Source organism: Leclercia sp. UBA5958, from assembly GCF_002430365.1.
Lineage (GTDB): Bacteria > Pseudomonadota > Gammaproteobacteria > Enterobacterales > Enterobacteriaceae > Enterobacter > Enterobacter pneumoniae.
The window spans coordinates 245,445-262,798 of the sequence record NZ_DJCE01000007.1; the positions used below are offsets into that span (position 1 = coordinate 245,445).

Below are 17,354 nucleotides of genomic sequence, written 5' to 3' on the forward strand. Positions count from 1 at the left end.
CCGGGAATCTCAACTGCAGGATCACTCGTTGTTATGTCCATTCAGAAAATCGCCCGGCTGGCGGGCGTGTCGGTCGCGACGGTCTCGCGCGTGCTTAATAACAGCGATACCGTTAAAGCCAAAAACCGCGACCGCGTCTTGCAGGCGATAAAAGAGGCCAATTACCAGCCCAACCTGCTGGCGCGTCAGCTGCGTACTGCGCGCAGCTACATGATTTTGGTCATGGTCTCGAACATCGCAAACCCTTTCTGTGCCGAGGTGGTAAAGGGCATCGAAGAGGAGGCGGAAAAGAACGGTTTTCGCATTCTGCTCTGTAACTCCGGCTCGGATATTGAACGTTCACGCTCGGGCCTGAGCCTGCTGTCGGGCAAGATGGTCGACGGTGTCATTACCATGGATGCGTTCTCACGCCTGAACGAACTGGCAGCGCTGATTGGCGAGGCACCCTGGGTGCAATGCGCCGAATATGCCGATGCCGGGGCGGTTTCCTGCGTCGGTATTAACGATGTGGATGCGTCACAGCACGTGGTCAGCCGTCTGGCTGACGCCGGCCGGCAGCGCATTGCCCTGATTAACCACGATCTCAGCTACAAGTATGCCCGCCTGCGCGAGCGCGGTTATAAGAGCGTGCTGCATCTGCGGGATCTGGAGTATCAGGCGGTGGAGTATGCCAGCGAGCTGAGTTCGGCGGCCGGCATGGCGGCGATGGAAGCGCTGCTGGCAGCGCCCACCCGGCCGGATGCGGTCTTTGCTGTTTCCGATACCCTTGCCGCCGGGGCGCTGCGCGCCATTGAGCAGGCGGGTTTACGGGTACCTGACGATATCGCCGTGACCGGCTTCGACGGCACCGAGCTTGCCGGGCTGGTCTCACCACCGCTCAGCACCATCGAACAACCCTCGCGGGATATCGGGCGCAAGGCGGTGGAACTGCTGCTGAACAAGATTGACAACCCCGATGCGCCCACGGAGCGGGTGATGATGGACTGGCACTATATTGAGCGTGCCAGTACCTGATCGTTATTTTGTCAGGGTGCCTGCCAGCGAACGAATATCGTTACCGGTAGGGGCCTGATGAATACGCAGCCCAAACTCCTCAATCACGGCATAGATATGATCGAAAATATCGGCCTGAATAGCTTCGTATTCTGCCCAAATCACCGTATTGGTAAACGCATATATCTCGATGGGCAGACCGTTCGCCTCCGGTGCCAGTTGACGCACCATTAAGGTCATATCCTGGCGAATGCGCGGGTGGTTGCGCAGATATTCATTCAGATAGGCGCGGAAGGTGCCAATATTGGTCATCTTTCGCAGATTCAGTACCGATTCACCCTCACCGTTCTCCTGATTCCACAGCGTAATCTCTTCATGGCGTGCGGCCATATAGGGCTTCAGTAACTTCGCCTGTATCAGTTGCTGCTGCTCCCCGGCATCCAGAAAATGGATGCTGGTGGTATCAATGTTCAGGCTGCGCTTAATACGCCGCCCCCCGGAGGCGGACATCCCGCTCCAGTTGATAAAGGCATCGGAGACCATGGCCCAGGTCGGAATGGTGGTGATGGTATTATCAAAATTGCGCACTTTTACTGTGGTCAGCCCAATGTCGGTGACCGTGCCATTCGCGCCATATTTCGGCATCTCCAGCCAGTCGCCCAGCTTAAGCATGTCATTGGCAGAGAGCTGGATCCCGGCGACCAGCCCCAGAATCGGATCTTTAAAGACCAACATCAGCACGGCGGCCATCGCGCCCAGACCGCTTATCAGAATCGCGGGGGACTGACCAATCAGCAGCGAGATAATTAAGATCCCCACCAGGATTGCGCTCACTAACTTAATACCCTGGAAGATCCCTTTCAGCGGCAGTTGCGAGGCGGTCGCCAGCTTTTGCGACAGGTTGAAAATCACATCCAGCAGGGAGAAGAAGGCGAGCAGGGCGTATACCATCACCCACAGTTTTGCGCAGGTGGTGAGTATTTCAGCCGCTTCGCTGCCACGCTGCAGCCATAACACCGCCTGCACGTTGACGATAATCCCCTGCAGGGTAAAGGCTAAGCGGTGAAATAATTTATTCTGGGTAATAATCTGCAGCCATAAATGGCTGCTGGCCTGCGCCCGTTTTTCGAAAATGCGCAGCACCAGCTTGTGTAAAATAAGATGAATAATGAGGGCGGTAAGAAAAATAATGCCAAAAATAATCACCAGCGAGGTGGTGTGATTAATTTCAATGCCTAACTCTTCGACCTGAGCAATGAATTCCTGCATAACGTCTCCTGTATTGATGCGGCTACATGATGACGGCTGCGAATTTATTATGCAAACCGCGACGTTATGCAGGAGAGGGTTATTTCACGGCGGTGCAGCCCGCCGGGACTGTCGCACTCAGGCGATGGCGCAGGCGGAGCGTGGCCGCGGCAAGTATTCCCATCATGGCCGTTTCCACCAGCAGGAAGACGTTAATTGCCCTGGCATAATCGCCCCCGTGCGTCTGCAGCGCGTGCAACAAGATCGCGCCAAATATAGCGGGGCCCAGCCCCAGCGCGGCCTGTTGCAAGGTGCTAAGAATGGCGCTGGCCGCGCCGGCGTCGTCCGGTCCGATATCACGCATCCCCATGCGATAAAAGCTGTTCACAATCAGCGCCTGGCCGTAGCCCACCAGCCCGGTGGCGGGGGCCAGCGTCAGGGCGGTATTGTGCAGCCCCCAGTAACGGAAGGTCGCGATCAGGGCCAGCAGGCCGACCATCTGAATCCCCAGCCCCATCAGCAGAATAGTGCTTGTGCTGTAGCGGGCGATCAGGCGCGGGGCAAACCACGCCGAGACAAAATAGGTCACCCCGAGGGCGATAAAGCTGTTGCCCGACTGCCAGGGCGCCATCCCCAGCCCGGTCTGCATGGTCAGCGCCATGCAGAACATAAATCCGGACCAGACGCTGAAAAACAGCATCGCAATCAGTACGCCAAAACGAATACTGTGAAGCTGCATCAGGCGCGGGGGGATGAGCGGATGTGCCTGCTCACGCTCTTTTTTCCGGGCGCTGATAATCATCAATCCCGCCAGCGGGATGATGGCGATAAGCGCGACCTTAAGCGGCCATGCCCAGTGCCACTGAGGGCCGAGCGCCATCGGGAACAGCAGGCAACAGAGGATCGCGGCCAGCAACACCGTCCCTTGCCAGTCGATGCGCGACGGGATATCACGATGCGTCTCCGGGATGTACTGACGGCTTAACGTCAGCACCAGCAGGCAAATGGGCACGTTGATAAAGAAGGCATTACGCCAGCCCAGCCCGGCAATATCTGCCGACACCAGCCAGCCGCCGCCCATCTGGCCGACAATAAAAGCAATCCCCCCTATGCCGCCAAACAGGCTAATGGCCTTCGCGTGGGCGCTGCCTTTTAGCGTGACGTGCAGGGTGGCCAGGATCTGCGGCATGATCAGCGCCGCGCCTGCGCCCTGCACCACTCGGGCGGCCAGCAGTTGCGACACGCTGCCTGCCATACCGCAAAGCAGTGAGGCCAGGCCGAATATCGCTACCCCGGTAATAAACAGACGACGGCGACCAAGGTTATCCCCCAGTTTGCTACCGAGCGCCAGGCAGACGGCGAAAGCGACCCCATACAGGGCGACGATTAACTCCAGTTCGGTCGCGCTGGCGTGCAGCGAATGCGTGATGGAGTCCAGCGCGACGTTCGTGATCGAGGTGTCAATCAGCGGCAACATCTGGCCGGTGAGCAGTAAAATGAGGCCGGCGCGCCCCGGTGAAACGGCAGAGGTTTTCATGGTAACTCCATTGCATGTAACAGCTGAGGGACGTAGCATCAACGATCTGATAAACGGGTACCAGTTCCTGCTTATACTGGTACTGGCACTACCACGCAGGAGTGATGTATGGCGTTGATAGCAGACCCCCTTCCTTCGTTACAGGAAGAGAACCGTAAACAGCTCGGCGCGTTTTTACGTTCCCGCCGCGAAAGCCTTGATCCGCAGCGGCTGGGGCTGCCGCGCAGTGGCCGCCGGCGTACCCCAGGGCTGCGCCGGGAAGAGGTGGCGATGCTGGCAGATGTGGGCGTGACCTGGTACACCTGGCTGGAGCAGGGCAGGGATGTCAACCCCTCAGGCGTGGTGATGGCGGCGGTGGCAAAGGCGCTACAATGTACCCCTACCGAGACGCGTCATCTGTTTGTGCTGGCCGGGCTGCCGCCGGGAGAAGCGCCGCAAACGCTGCCGTGCGAGGGGATAAGCGAGGGCACACGGCGCCTGCTAGATACCCTGATGCCGAAACCGGCCAGCATCCAGAAACCGAACTTTGACATCGTGGCCTGGAACGACAGTTTTGGGCATCTGATGGGGGTGGATTTCAATACTATCCCGCCAGAGGATCGCAACTGTATTTACCTCTACCTGACCCATCCCACATGGCAGGCCCGCCTCGGCAGGCGTGATGACGTGCTGGCGATTTTTGTCTCTTATTTCCGCGCGGCGATGGCCGAGCATCGCGGCGATCCCGCCTGGGAAGCTCAGCTGGCGCGCTTTTTTGCGGTCTCGGCGGAGTTCGAAGCCTTGTGGCACCAGCGCTACGACGTGCGTGGCGTAGAAAACCAGTTGAAGCTGTTTTCCCATCCGGAACTGGGTGATTTTCATCTGCAGCAGATGTACTGGTACTCAGCGCCGCGAAACGGATCCCGGCTGCTGGTCTATCTGCCGGTGGATGAGCAGGGTGAGCATGCACTAACGTGGCTGGCTCAACAGGCTGTTATACTCAGTTAACTCTATCGGCTTCAGGGATTGAACATGCAGGTAACGCGTAAACAAGAGCGTCTGCTACGCCGGGCGCTGGCCCAGTGGGAGCAGGAAGGGGCGCTCAGCGCCAGCGATCATCAGCGGCTGGCTGCAACCTTAAAACGTACCGTGCTGGACTGGCAGCGGTTGAGCCGCTACGCCATCTGGACAGCGCTGGCCTGCGCAATTATCGCCCTCGGCAGCCTGTTTGCCGACAGCGAACTGATGGCCTGGATAATCGATTTTCTCTCCTTCTCCTCGTTGGCCCGCATCGGCCTCCCGGCCGCGCTGGCGGTAGGGTTTTACCTGTGGGGGTTTGCCCGACAGCGACACGAAACCCAGTGGCACTACACCACTGAAGGTCTGCTTTTTCTGGGCGTGCTTTTTACGGCAATCGCCCTCTGGCAACTGGGCGAACGGCTGGATAACGGCAGCGGGCATCTTGCCCCCCTCTTCCTGGTGGGGTGTGCGGTCTATGGGCTGGTGGGCTTTTTCGGGCGTTCCGGGCTGGTGTGGCTCTTCTTTTTGCTGTCGCTGGGTAACTGGTTTGGCGCCGAGACGGGGTATGTATCCGGCTGGGGAGCTTACTGGCTGGGCATGAACTACCCGGTGCGGTTTATCTTCTTCGGTGGGGCATTACTGGCGCTCTGCTGGCTGCTGCGTAAGCCCCTTATCCAGCGTCATCTCTACACCACCAGTAAGGCGATGGGGCTGACCTATCTCTTCGTCGCGCTGTGGATCATGTCGATTTTCGGTAATTACGATATCGATAACTGGTATGGCGTGACACGCGCGGCGTTACTCCCCTGGGCGTTACTCTTTGCCGTGGCCGCGGTGGTGGCTATTTACATCAGTCTGAAAACCGACGACGGCATGCTACGCGGATTCGGCCTGACCTTCCTCGCGATTAACCTCTACACCCGCTATTTCGAATACTTCTGGGACGGCATGCACAAGGTGCTGTTCTTCCTGATTCTGGCGGTGTCGTTGGCGATGCTGGGGCGTTATGCGGAGAGGATTTGGCACGCCACCGAACCCGTTAACTAATTTTTTGCGAGTCGCTTTCCGGGAATCAATTCGAGTTGAGGTGGCGCGGTAAAAATTGCGTATTGTTCATTGCGTTAACAAAATAACTCACTGAACTTCCGTCATTTCGATGGAAAGTAAAGTGGCCTATAATGACGAAATGAGCAACAACCCCCATGTCGCCACTGATGATTGAATCTGCTGAATTCAGCCAGAAGCTGGGGCTTATCGCCCGTAATATCGAACATACGGAAGCCTTTCTGGCCCGCGGTACTGCAGCCTTCGCGCTGCCGGGTTTTGTCCTGCCTGTCGGCTATCGCCTCTTAAAATCCCTTTATGGGGACGAATACCGGATAGTGACAACGGAGGAGGGGCAGCCCTATACGGCCTATGCCGTTAAGTTGCAATTTCAAAATGAGATCACTTTTCCCCACGGGGCAGCCACTCAGGTTATGGTCTGGCGTACCCCGCGTACGGTTCATCAGCCTGTCATTAGCGGGTTTCCGCAGCTTTTTTTCCAGTGGCTCTTAAATGAGTACGATATTGTGGTATCAGACAGCGAACAGACCGGCGATGGCCAGCGTTTTTGGTTGCGGATGATCGACTGGGCGTACAGCATGCAGTATCAGATTAGCGTAGCAGACGGCACAGTCGGTGAGGCGTGGGAATTAACGCCCGTAGCATCTTACGCTGAGCTGGAAGCGCGGTGGATTACCTTTGCATGGGGTGACGATAAGAATGTGCACCCACATCGCAGGCTGGTGATCAGTAAGGTAAAATTGTAACGGGCCGCAGAGAGCGGCCCGTTTGCTTTTAGCACTCGGTCACGATAGTGCTTAACGGCAGGCGAGATTTCGGCAGGGAGGCGTTGAAATCTTCCACGCTGTGATAGCCCACCGGCACCACCACGACGCTGGTGAAGCCCTGCGCTTTCAGGCCAAACTCTTCGTCCAGTACCGCGGCATCAAAGCCTTCGATTGGCACAGCGTCCAGTCCGAGCGCCGCCACGCCCAGCAGGAAGTTACCCACGTTCAGGTAGACTTGTTTCTCCATCCAGTGGTTGTCATCTTTTAGATCTTTGCGGTGCATATCGGCAAAGAAGGTGCGGCCTTTATGGTTGGCGGCTTTGGCCTCTGGGGTGGCGAAGCGGCCATCGGCCTCTTCCTGGTTTACTACGCGCTCCAGCCAGGCGTCGTCCATCGCGGTTTTGGCGCAGAACACCACCACCAGCGACGCGTCCAGCATTTTGCGTTCGTTAAAAACAAAACCGCCCGCAGCCGATTTTGCCACGCGGGCTTTGCCCTCTGGCGTACGGGCAACGATAAAGTGCCACGGCTGGGAATTGGTGCTTGACGGGCTGTACTGCAGCAAGGTTTTCACCTTCTCTACCTGCTCGTCGGTCAGGGTTTTGCTCGGGTCAAAGGCTTTGGTGGAGTGGCGTTTCAAAGCAACAGAAATAATATCCATAACAGCTCCTGGTGAATAAGATCCGCCCCTCAGCGAGGCGTAAGCTGAGCAGATTACCAGGGGAAACGTGAAATGATAAGTGCGTTAAATGCGCTTAAACTGTTCGCCTGAGGCGAACAATCACTGCGGGCGAATACGCTTCTGGTCACGTTTGGGCAGTTTATCCACGACCAGATGCCAGGAGTCCAGCACCAGATCGGTAACCAGCTCAGGGGTAATATCATCGCCGGCATAGAGGGAGATCCAGTGTTTTTTATTCAGGTGATACCCCGGCTCCAGGCTGCGGTAGATAGCCTGGTTGAGCAGGGATTTTTCTGGATCGGCTTTCAGGCTCACGTGCGCCCGCCCGCGCGCCACGCCCATCAGCATAAATATTTTCCCGCCCACCTTAAAAACATCATACTCCGGGCCAAACGGCCAGCAATGTTCCGTAAAGGGGAGCTCCAGCGCCACTTTTTTGGCCTGCTCCTGCAAGGTACGACTATCCATTGTCCTCCTCCGAGGCGAGGCCGCGCCACATTACCTCAAAGCCCAGCGATTTAAATTCCACGGCGCGAGAGGGATCGCGGGTGGCAAATTCCATCGTGGTCTCGGCCAGGGATAAGAAAATGGCATCGCCAAAGGTGCGGAACTCGTCGGACATAAAGACCTGGCGGATAGAGCGGCGGCAAAGCTCATGCAGCTCAGGGAACATCTCTTTTACGGCCTGTTCGGTCTCATTGTTGATTTTCTCGCTGACGCCCAGCTGGCGAATGGCCGCGTGGGAGACCGGATTGCGGATACCCCATTCAACGTAGCTGTTCCAGATATTACGCGTATATTCTTTTGGCAGCGTGATGGTGCGATCAAGGTTCGCCAGCATCGACTGGCAGAGATCCTGCTTCAGGTGCAGATAGAGGGCATTCAGCAGATCGTCTTTGGTAGCAAAGTAGCGAAACAGAGTCCCTTCAGCGACCCCCGCGTTACGGGCAATTAATGCCGTCGAGGCGGCAATGCCAGACTGGGCAAATGCAGCCGTTGCCGCCTCCAGTAACGCCAGTTTCTTATCTTCGCTTTTCGGACGTGCCACTAAATATCCTCCCGTGTCAATTGTAAAAAAGCGTATTGAAGCATGCGTTTCATATGGCTGCAACGCGGAATGTCAAAGATTGAAAACGTCTTGACGACATTCTATTCACTCCTATAATGAGTGCTTACTCACTCATAATCAAGTTTTGCCCGCGCATACCATCGGATGGAGCGCGAAATCGGGTCGGGATATGAAGAAACCTCTCATTGTAAGCGTGGTGTTGGTCATGATTCTTGCGTCAGCGGCGAGTTTGCCTTTTGTCTTCAATGCGGGTTTTGGACAACCGCCTCAGGGCGCACAGCTAAGCGAAGTGGAGGCCTCTCCTCACTACCGCGACGGCCAGTTCCACAACACCCTGCCAACGCCGGGCTATACCGGTCAGAAAAATATGCTGGCGGCATGGTGGGGCTTTTTGATGACCAAAACCGAAAATGCGCGTCCGGCGGCACCGCTGCCAATGGTCAACACCGATCTGGCCAGCCTGCCGCTGGAGCAGGAAACCCTGGTCTGGCTGGGTCACTCTTCCTGGTATCTGCAGCTGGCGGGCAAGCGCATCCTGATTGATCCGGTGTTCAGTAACTACGCGGCGCCTTTCTCGTTTCTGAATAAAGCCTTTACCGGGGACTACCCGTGGCGGGCAGAGGCGATGCCGGAGATCGATCTGCTGATCATCTCTCACGATCATTACGATCATCTCGATTACGCCACCATTAAGGCGCTGATGCCAAAGGTGAAGCGTGTCATTACGCCGCTGGGCGTGGGCTCACACCTGCGTTATTGGGGCATGAACCCGGACATTATTGACGAACGCGACTGGAACCAGTCGGTGCCGGTGAGCGATGCACTCACCGTTCACGTTCTGCCCGCTCGCCACTTCTCCGGGCGCGGCCTGAAGCGTAACCAGACATTATGGGGCAGCTTTATGTTCGTCACCCCGCAGCGCAAGGTTTACTACAGCGGGGACTCTGGCTACGGGCCGCACTTCAGCGCCATTGGCGAGCAGTTTGGCGAGGTGGATCTGGCCATCATGGAAAACGGTCAGTACGACCAGGACTGGAAATACATTCACATGCAGCCGGACGAAACGGCACAGGCCGCGGTGGATATTAAGGCCAAAGCGGTGGTGCCGGGGCATAACGGACGCTTCGTGCTGGCTAAGCACACCTGGGACGACCCGTTGATCCAGCTCACCCGCGCCAGTAAAGATAAAAATTATCGGCTGTTAACGCCAGAACCCGGCGAGCCGGTAGATGTTAGTAGCGCCACGCAGCACTTTCGCGAGTGGTGGAAATAATGTTAACCCGAGGAAGAGAAGGGGAGAGCAGTATGACTATTTCCGCTCAGGTCATTGATACGATTGTCGAGTGGATCGACGACAACCTCCATCAGCCGTTGCGCATTGATGATATCGCCCGTCACGCGGGATATTCGAAATGGCATTTGCAGCGGCTTTTTATGCAGTACAAAGGAGAGAGTCTGGGACGCTATATCCGCGAGCGCAAACTCTTGCTGGCGGCGCGCGATCTGCGCGAGTCAGATGAAAAGGTCTATGACATCTGCCTGCGTTACGGCTTTGATTCCCAGCAGACCTTTACCCGGGTCTTTACCCGCACCTTCAATCAGCCGCCTGGCGCGTATCGCAAAGAGAACCACTATCGGGCGCACTGAAGGTTGACCTCTCCCGCCAGGGGAGAGGGCGACATTCCTCTTACCAACGATAGTTCACGGTGGCGGTCATCGTCCGGCCAATGCCATAGAAGCATGCCGTATCGCTTGCACACGAAGCCACATACCGGGTATCCGCCACGTTATTCACGTTGAACTGCACGCTGGCGCCTTGCAGCGTGCTGTTCAGCTCGCCGAGATCGTAGCTCACCATGGCGTCATACAGATCGACCGAGGGCACCTTGAACGTATTCTTCGCATCGCCGTAGCTGGTGCCGATGTAGCGCATACCCACGCCTGCGGTCAGGCTCTTTAGCGCGCCTCCGGGAATGGTATAGCTGGCAAAGGCAGAGGCCATATGGGCGGGTATACGCGCCGGCGTTTTGCCCTCCGTCCCTGCCACCGTGGTGCTTTTGTTTTCTGCATCCGTCCAGGTATAGGAGCCAATCAGGTTGATGTTCTCCATCAGCGTGGCGTGGATCTCTGCTTCAACCCCTTTCGAGCGAACTTTGCCGGCGTTCTCAAACCAGCCTTCGGCGCTGTTGTACGTTGCGACGTTCTCCTGGGTTAAATCGTACAGCGCCAGGGTCATCAGGGTGGTGTCCACTGGCTGATACTTCAGGCCAATCTCCGTCTGCTCGCCGGTGGTCGGTTTAAAAGGCCCGACGCCCGGCGCGCGGTTGGTTTGCAGGTTCGGTTCGAAGGAGGTGCTGTAGCTAATATAGGGCGACAGGCCAAAATCAAAGGCGTACAGCAGGCCGGTACGCCAGGTGAATTTGCTGTCGTTTTGCTGGGTGACGCTGCTGTCCGTGAAGTCTTTGGTGCGAACTTCGCTCCAGTCGTAGCGCCCGGAAACCAGCCACTCCCAGTTTTTCCAGCTCATCTGATCCTGCAGATAGAGGCCCATCTGGTCGAGATTTTGCTGTTCATCCGTTGCGGTGCTGAACGTGCTTTCATCGACATTCACGCCGTAGACCGGGCGGGTCCAGTCGAGGTCGTACTGCGTGCCGGCGCCGCGCGCCAGCAGCTGTTTATCTTTGCTGGCCTTGTAGTCAACGCCACCCAGCAGAATGTGGCTGACTTCGCCAGTACTGGCCAGATACTCCAGCTGATTATCCAGACCAAACTCGTTGGTGGTGCGCACTTCACGCTGCGCCCGGCGGGTCAGCAGCGTGCTGTTGGCGGCGCTATTGGCATAAACAAGGTAGCGATACTTCTGCTTGATAGTGGCGTAACGCGCGTTCTGGCGGAAGGTCATATTATCGGCGAACTGGTGCTCCAGCTCGTAGCCGATAAGGGTCTGCTCGCGCCAGGACTGGTCGTAACTGGGATCGCTCACGTTAAAATCGTAGGGAATGTACTGGCCGTTAGCGCTCTTTACCGTGCCGTAGGCGGGCAGGAAATTGCGGTAACCTGCATCGGGATCTTTCTGGTAGCTGGTGAGGAGCGTAAAGCGCGTCTGATCGTTTGGATACCAGGTGATCGCCGGGGCTATCGCCATACGCGTCTCTTTATAATCGTCCACCTGGTTGTGCTGGGTGCGAGCAATGCCGTTCACACGATACAGTACGCGACCATCGTCGCTAAGCTTGCCGCCGAAATCAAATGCGCCTTCTGCCAGATCATGATTGCCGGTGCGAAACTGCACATTATGGATAGCCTCTGCGGTGGGGCGTTTGCTGGTCATGCTGATTAAACCACCAGGGTTTACCTGACCGAACAGAACGGATGCCGGACCCCGTATCAGCTCCACCCGTTCCAGTAACCATGGATCGATCGTCCCCGTCTGGGAAGAGGCGGTTGCGCCAAAGCTCAGCCCGTCGAGGAACTTTGGCACATAGCTAAAGCCGCGCACAAAGACCTCGTCGTTACGGTTGGATGATCCGCGGTATTCTGTAAAGACCCCAGCGGAGTAGCGCAGCGCCTGCGATACGGAGGTGACATCCTGCATTGCCATCTGGTCGCGGGTGATCACCGAGACCGACTGCGGCGTCTTCACAATTTCTGCGCTGGTTTTCGTCGCGGAGAGCGTTTTGGTGGCCACAATGCCGTTGACCGGGGCCGTGGGCTCCTGATTCACGCCCTGCGTAACCACAAGCGTTTCTTCATTGTTTGCGGCCTGAGCCACCATGCTGACTGTCGCCAGGCTCATAAGCCAGAGGCGCATTACTTTATTCTTTTTAAACATTTTTATTATCTATCCTTGGTTGCTATCGCCATAAAAACACCGGTAAAAACGTTTTAAATGATATTGCAAACAATTACCATTTGCATTAGCGTTACTGACAAATTTTGCGAGGAAAGGGCGTAAATGAAAAGGGTGTGGAGTGGGTTGCTGTTAGGAATAAGTACACTGCCAGCCATGGCGGCGACCTGTGAACACTCTTCCCTTCAGGGGGATGTGCAGGGGAAATTTGATGCCAGCGGCGAAGTCTGTTTTACGCTGCCGAAACTGAATGAAAACTATGTCTCGGCCACGCTAAAAGGGGTAACGGACGCCCGCCTGCTGGATGGACAAAATAGCCGGATTCGCACCCTGATTGAGAATGGCCCGGCGGACGGCGAACACTCGCTACTCTTCGCTTTGCCGGTGCGCCAGAACACCTCCCTGGTGCTGCACGGCGAACCGGGTCAACCCTGGCATTTTCAGTGGCGAATAAGAGAAACCTCCGCATTACCGCGCGTGCAGATGCTTGAGCCTGAAAGTCCGACCCTGAATGCGCTGGCAAAAACGGTTGCTGCTGGTGGGAGTACTGAGGCGTTCTGGCAGGCGCAGCGTCGGCAGGGAACGCCGATGGTGGAGCCGGTGGACGCCGACCACAAGCGGGTGACCTTTCTCTGGCGCGGCGCGCGGGAGAACGTCTTCATTCTTGGGTCACCGGCGGGCGACCATGACCCCCTGTTCCGTTTAGGGCAAAGCGACGTCTGGTTTCGCAGCTATGTGGTGCCTTCCGATACCCTGATGCAGTACAAGCTGGCGCCGGATGTGCCGGTTATCACCGGCTCCCCACGCGATCAACGTCGGGCGATCCTGGTCAGCGCACAGGCCGATCCGCTCAACCCCCACACTGCCGTGCAGGGTAAGCAGGATCGCTGGAATCGTTATTCACTGCTTGATCTCAGCCCGACGCGCTACTGTTCCGCGCAGGCCGCCGCCACGCCCATTGTGAATGGCTCGCTTACCCGTCACACCTTTACCAGCAACCAGCTTGGCAACAGCCGCGACGTGTTGCTCTACCGGCCGCGCAGCGCGCAGCCAGCGCGCTGGACGCTCATCCTCTTAGACGGGCAGATCTATCAGCGCGACTATCACGTCGCCAATATCTTCGATAGCTTAATTGCGCGGCATGTTCTGCCGCCGATAAATGTGGTCTTTATCGATAGCCTCGATCACGCCCGCCGTAGTCAGGAGTTGCCGCCTAATCCGCGCTTCGCCAACGCCATGGCCCACGAGCTACTGCCCTGGCTACGGGGTCAGGGCGTGGCTTTACAGCGGCAAAAAACGGTGCTGGCGGGCTCCAGCTACGGTGGCCTCGCCGCCTCGTGGGTGGCTTTACGCTATCCACGCCTGTTTGGCAATGTGCTGAGTTTGACCGGCTCTTACTGGTGGGCGCCTAAAGGCGAAGAGGCAAGCTGGTTAACACGTCAGTATCAGCATGCCCCGCACTACCCGATTCGCTTCTGGCTGCAGGCCGGCAGGTTTGAGAGTAGTGGTCCGGATGGCGGTATCTACCGGAATACCCTGGAGTTTGAGCAGGTGCTAAAAGAGAAAGGGTATCGGGTGAGTTTTCACCCGTGGTCCAGCGGTCACGATTACACGGCGTGGTGCGAAGCGCTGGTCCAGGGGATGCGCGATTTCACCGGTTTACGACGCCCGTGAGAACCAGCGGCGCCAGATGAAACGCAGGATGAAAAATTCAATGGCGCCCAACAGCAGAAACCACAGGCAGAACAGAATAGTGTATAGCTGATTCAAATCGACCATATGGAAGGTGGTCATTAGCTTTTGCGCCAGCCACAGACCCAGCGAGGGCGCGGGCAACAGCAGCACGGAGAGAAAGGCCATCAGCAAAATGCCGCCTGCCGTTAACAGCGATTCTAACGGGTGTTTCATAGTAATGTTAATCGTCAGTTAAAAATAGCATTGTCCGGGATAGCGCAACGTAAAGCAATATAAACCTCTGGCCGCGAGGGCGGATAATAATCCGCCGATGTGCGCCGGAATTGCATTATTTTAGTGGCGAATATTCAAGTAATCCTTATCCGTGTAAATTAATGTCATCCCACGGAAAATAATTTAACGAAAGTGTAGGTGCTATATCCAATTAACGTGGCGATAACAATGGCAGCGACAATATATAACGCCAGGCGGCGACCGCGATAAATACCAAACATGCTTCCCCCTTGTTTAAGGTTGGTTTAGAAATGTTTTGTGAAAATCATTATATGAAATAAGTTGTGCTGAGTTTTGCCATTATCTTTTTAGAATATATTGCGATAAATCAATTTTTGCCACAACTTATTAATTTATTTCACGCCCATTTTAATAAGCCAGAAAGGAATTCCGGCTGCCATTCACATGAAATTAAAGGAACTGACTATGACGAAAATGCCTAACCCGCCGTCTTCGCCATCCACTGACAACAAGGCTTCTGGTCTGGCGTACCAGCAGACCGTAGAGCAGACCCTGGCCGGACTGCAAACGAACGCTAACGGTCTGAGCCGCGCCGAGGCAGATGAACGCTTAAATAAATATGGCCCGAATGCGTTGCCAGAGAAAAAAGCGAAACCTGCCTGGCTGCGTTTTCTGGCCCATTTTAATGATGTCCTGATTTATGTACTGCTGGCGGCAGCGGTATTAACGGCGGTAATGGGGCATTGGGTCGATACGCTGGTTATTCTTGGCGTGGCGGTCATTAACGCTTTAATTGGTCATGTTCAGGAAAGCAACGCTGAGAAATCGCTGCAAAGTATTCGAAATATGCTCTCTAGCGATGCACGTGTTATTCGTCACGGCGAGCACGAAACCATTCCAACCACTGAAATCGTTCCGGGCGATATTATTGTCTTGCGCGCAGGGGATCGTATTCCGGCGGATATGCGTCTGATTGAAGCGCATAATTTACGCGTGGAAGAGGCGATACTGACCGGGGAATCCACGGTGGTGGATAAACATACCGATGCGCTGCACGGCGAACTGCCGCTGGGCGATCGCACCAATCTCGTCTTTTCAGGCACGACCGTCAGCGCGGGCGGTGGCGTGGGCGTGGTCATCGCCACCGGGCAAGAGACTGAACTTGGGCACATCAACCAGATGATGGCCGGTATAGAGAAGCACCGCACACCGCTGCTGGTACAGATGGATAAGCTGGGCAAAGCGATTTTCGCCATTATCCTGGCGATGATGGCGGCGCTGTTTGTCTTCAGCATCCTGTTGCGCGATATCCCGCTGGGTGAACTGCTTCTCTCCCTGATAAGCCTGGCGGTCGCAGCCGTGCCGGAAGGTTTGCCGGCCATTATTTCGATTATCTTGTCGCTGGGCGTGCAGGCGATGGCGCGTAAGCGGGCGATCATCCGCAAACTCCCTACCGTGGAAACGCTGGGGGCAATGACCGTGGTCTGTTCGGATAAAACCGGCACCCTGACCATGAACGAGATGACCGTGAAGGCAATCATCACCGCCGAAAGTTGCTACAGCGTGGACGGTAATAGCTACGAACCGGAGGGGAAGATCTGCCTTGAGGGCAGCGACGAGCCGGTACAAATCCAGCCAGGCACCGTGCTGGAGCAGTATCTGCGCACGATTGACCTCTGCAATGACAGCCAGTTGATTAAGGACGAGCGCGGCCTGTGGGGCATTACCGGCGGGCCGACCGAAGGGGCGCTGAAGGTGCTGGCCGCTAAAGCGAAGCTAAGCCCCCTGGCGACCACGCTTATTAGCAAAATCCCGTTCGACTCCCAGTACAAGTACATGAGCACGCACTACCAGGTGGGCAACGACGCGCAGATTTTAATTACCGGCGCGCCGGACGTGATTTTCGCCCTTTGCGAGCAGCAGCAGACCCGCAACGGCGCCGAGCCCTTCAACCGCGCGTACTGGGAAGATGAGATGGCGCGCTTTGCCCGGCAGGGGCTGCGCATGGTTGCCGCCGCCTTTAAGCCGGCCGCCGCCGACAAGCCAGCATTACGTCATGAGGATCTCAGCAGCGGGCTGATCATGCTGGGGATCGCCGGCATGATGGATCCACCGCGCCCGGAAGCGATCGATGCCATCCACGCCTGTCAGCAGGCGGGGATCCGAGTGAAGATGATCACCGGTGACCACCCACAGACGGCCATGAGCATCGGTCAGATGCTGGGAATTGCTAATAGCAGCCAGGCGATAACCGGCTATCAGCTGGAGCATATGGACGATGCGGCGTTGGCGACCGCGGCGGTGCAGTATGACATTTTCGCCCGTACCAGCCCGGAGCATAAGCTGCGCCTGGTGAAAGCCTTGCAGGAGAAGGGCGAGATTGTCGGCATGACGGGTGACGGGGTGAACGATGCGCCCGCGCTGCGTCAGGCGGATGTGGGCATTGCGATGGGTATTAAAGGCACTGAAGTGACTAAAGAGGCGGCCGATATGGTCTTGACCGATGACAACTTCGCCACTATCGCCAGCGCGGTAAAAGAGGGGCGCCGCGTTTACGACAATCTGAAGAAGACCATTCTCTTCATTATGCCGACCAACCTCGCGCAGGGGCTATTGATTATCATCGCCCTGCTGGCGGGGAACGTCATTCCGCTGACGCCGGTACTGATTTTGTGGATGAACATGGCAACCTCCGCCACGCTCTCTTTCGGCCTGGCTTTCGAAGCCGCCGAGCGCAACATCATGAAGCGTCCGCCGCGCCAGACTGCGCAGCATGTGATGGATGCCTATGCCGTATGGCGCGTGGCGTTCGTTGGCACCATGATTGCCATCGCCGCCTTTGCGCTGGAAGCCTGGCTGGCGCCGCGTGGGCACAGCGCCGAATTTACCCGCACTGTGCTTCTGCAGATGCTGGTCTGCGCCCAGTGGGTCTATATGATTAACTGCCGCAACACCGAGGGCTTCTCCCTCAACCGCGGCCTGCTGGCTAACAAAGGTATCTGGCTGGTAACGGGTGTACTGCTTCTGCTGCAGTTGGCGATTATCTACCTGCCATTTATGCAGATGTTATTCGGTACTGAGGCGTTGCCACTGCGTTACTGGTTCGTCACCCTGGCGGTGGCTGGCGCAATGTTCTTCGTTGTCGAAATTGAGAAACGATTGACCCGGAGGTTCCGTAAGGCGGCATAAGATAAATGGCTCCTCCCGCCCTCTCC

At 56.5% G+C, this 17,354-nt stretch carries 15 protein-coding genes; 8 read left to right on the forward strand and 7 right to left on the reverse strand.

The annotated features are described in order from the left end of the window. The first annotated feature begins 33 nt into the window (after positions 1-33). Entirely contained in the window at positions 34-1,014 is a 981-nt protein-coding gene (locus tag B2Q93_RS10590) for a LacI family DNA-binding transcriptional regulator (protein WP_286932863.1), read from the forward strand. A 3-nt stretch (positions 1,015-1,017) separates the two neighbouring features. Here B2Q93_RS10590 and B2Q93_RS10595 read toward each other — a convergent pair whose 3' ends face one another. Beyond that, a complete protein-coding gene (locus B2Q93_RS10595) occupies positions 1,018-2,262 on the reverse strand; it encodes a mechanosensitive ion channel family protein (protein WP_286932865.1) in 1,245 nt (414 codons plus the stop codon). Between the two features lie 79 nt (positions 2,263-2,341). After that, complete coding sequence (locus B2Q93_RS10600) at positions 2,342-3,778, reverse strand: MFS transporter (RefSeq protein ID WP_286932867.1); 1,437 nt, start codon at positions 3,776-3,778, stop codon at positions 2,342-2,344. 108 nt (positions 3,779-3,886) lie between these two features. Between B2Q93_RS10600 and B2Q93_RS10605 the strand changes: the two genes are divergently transcribed. The 3 genes from B2Q93_RS10605 (at position 3,887) to B2Q93_RS10615 (ending at position 6,588) form a co-directional block, all read left to right on the forward strand. Next, positions 3,887-4,765 (forward strand): helix-turn-helix transcriptional regulator, encoded by an 879-nt coding sequence (locus B2Q93_RS10605; RefSeq protein ID WP_046884390.1) that lies wholly within the window; start codon positions 3,887-3,889, stop codon positions 4,763-4,765. A 24-nt stretch (positions 4,766-4,789) separates the two neighbouring features. Continuing rightward, positions 4,790-5,824 (forward strand): DUF2157 domain-containing protein, encoded by a 1,035-nt coding sequence (locus B2Q93_RS10610; RefSeq protein WP_286932870.1) that lies wholly within the window; start codon positions 4,790-4,792, stop codon positions 5,822-5,824. Between the two features lie 155 nt (positions 5,825-5,979). After that, a complete protein-coding gene (locus tag B2Q93_RS10615; RefSeq protein ID WP_286932872.1) occupies positions 5,980-6,588 on the forward strand; it encodes a hypothetical protein in 609 nt (202 codons plus the stop codon). 28 nt (positions 6,589-6,616) lie between these two features. Here B2Q93_RS10615 and nfsB read toward each other — a convergent pair whose 3' ends face one another. From nfsB to B2Q93_RS10630, 3 genes are all read right to left on the reverse strand, one after another. Next, positions 6,617-7,270 carry an oxygen-insensitive NAD(P)H nitroreductase gene (gene nfsB / locus B2Q93_RS10620; protein WP_040076712.1) on the reverse strand — a complete coding sequence of 218 codons (654 nt, stop codon included), beginning with the start codon at positions 7,268-7,270 and terminating at the stop codon, positions 6,617-6,619. A gap of 120 nt (positions 7,271-7,390) precedes the next feature. Continuing rightward, on the reverse strand, positions 7,391-7,759 hold the full coding sequence (locus B2Q93_RS10625; protein ID WP_040076711.1) for an MmcQ/YjbR family DNA-binding protein: 369 nt from the start codon (positions 7,757-7,759) through the stop codon (positions 7,391-7,393). Next, complete coding sequence (locus B2Q93_RS10630) at positions 7,752-8,339, reverse strand: TetR/AcrR family transcriptional regulator (protein WP_040076710.1); 588 nt, start codon at positions 8,337-8,339, stop codon at positions 7,752-7,754. The genes B2Q93_RS10625 and B2Q93_RS10630 overlap by 8 nt, the downstream gene beginning before the upstream one ends. 190 nt (positions 8,340-8,529) lie before the next feature. Here B2Q93_RS10630 and B2Q93_RS10635 point away from each other — a divergent pair, with 190 nt between their 5' ends. Together B2Q93_RS10635 and B2Q93_RS10640 are read left to right on the forward strand one after the other, a co-directional pair. Beyond that, complete coding sequence (locus B2Q93_RS10635) at positions 8,530-9,633, forward strand: MBL fold metallo-hydrolase (RefSeq protein ID WP_040076709.1); 1,104 nt, start codon at positions 8,530-8,532, stop codon at positions 9,631-9,633. A gap of 32 nt (positions 9,634-9,665) precedes the next feature. Further along, positions 9,666-10,007: a RamA family antibiotic efflux transcriptional regulator gene (locus tag B2Q93_RS10640; protein ID WP_040076707.1), complete on the forward strand. Its 342-nt coding sequence runs from the start codon at positions 9,666-9,668 to the stop codon at positions 10,005-10,007. A gap of 40 nt (positions 10,008-10,047) precedes the next feature. Here B2Q93_RS10640 and B2Q93_RS10645 read toward each other — a convergent pair whose 3' ends face one another. Further along, entirely contained in the window at positions 10,048-12,192 is a 2,145-nt protein-coding gene (locus B2Q93_RS10645; protein WP_286932876.1) for a TonB-dependent siderophore receptor, read from the reverse strand. Between the two features lie 123 nt (positions 12,193-12,315). Between B2Q93_RS10645 and B2Q93_RS10650 the strand changes: the two genes are divergently transcribed. Continuing rightward, positions 12,316-13,884, forward strand: a complete 1,569-nt coding sequence (locus B2Q93_RS10650) for an alpha/beta hydrolase-fold protein (RefSeq protein WP_286932878.1) — start codon at positions 12,316-12,318, stop codon at positions 13,882-13,884. Here B2Q93_RS10650 and B2Q93_RS10655 read toward each other — a convergent pair. Then, positions 13,870-14,118: a DUF1158 domain-containing protein gene (locus tag B2Q93_RS10655; RefSeq protein ID WP_046884383.1), complete on the reverse strand. Its 249-nt coding sequence runs from the start codon at positions 14,116-14,118 to the stop codon at positions 13,870-13,872. The genes B2Q93_RS10650 and B2Q93_RS10655 overlap by 15 nt on opposite strands. Before the next feature lie 486 nt (positions 14,119-14,604). On the opposite strand from B2Q93_RS10655, the gene B2Q93_RS10660 reads away from it, so the two are divergent. Next, positions 14,605-17,328 carry a cation-transporting P-type ATPase gene (locus B2Q93_RS10660; protein ID WP_286932880.1) on the forward strand — a complete coding sequence of 908 codons (2,724 nt, stop codon included), beginning with the start codon at positions 14,605-14,607 and terminating at the stop codon, positions 17,326-17,328. Positions 17,329-17,354: the final 26 nt, after the last annotated feature.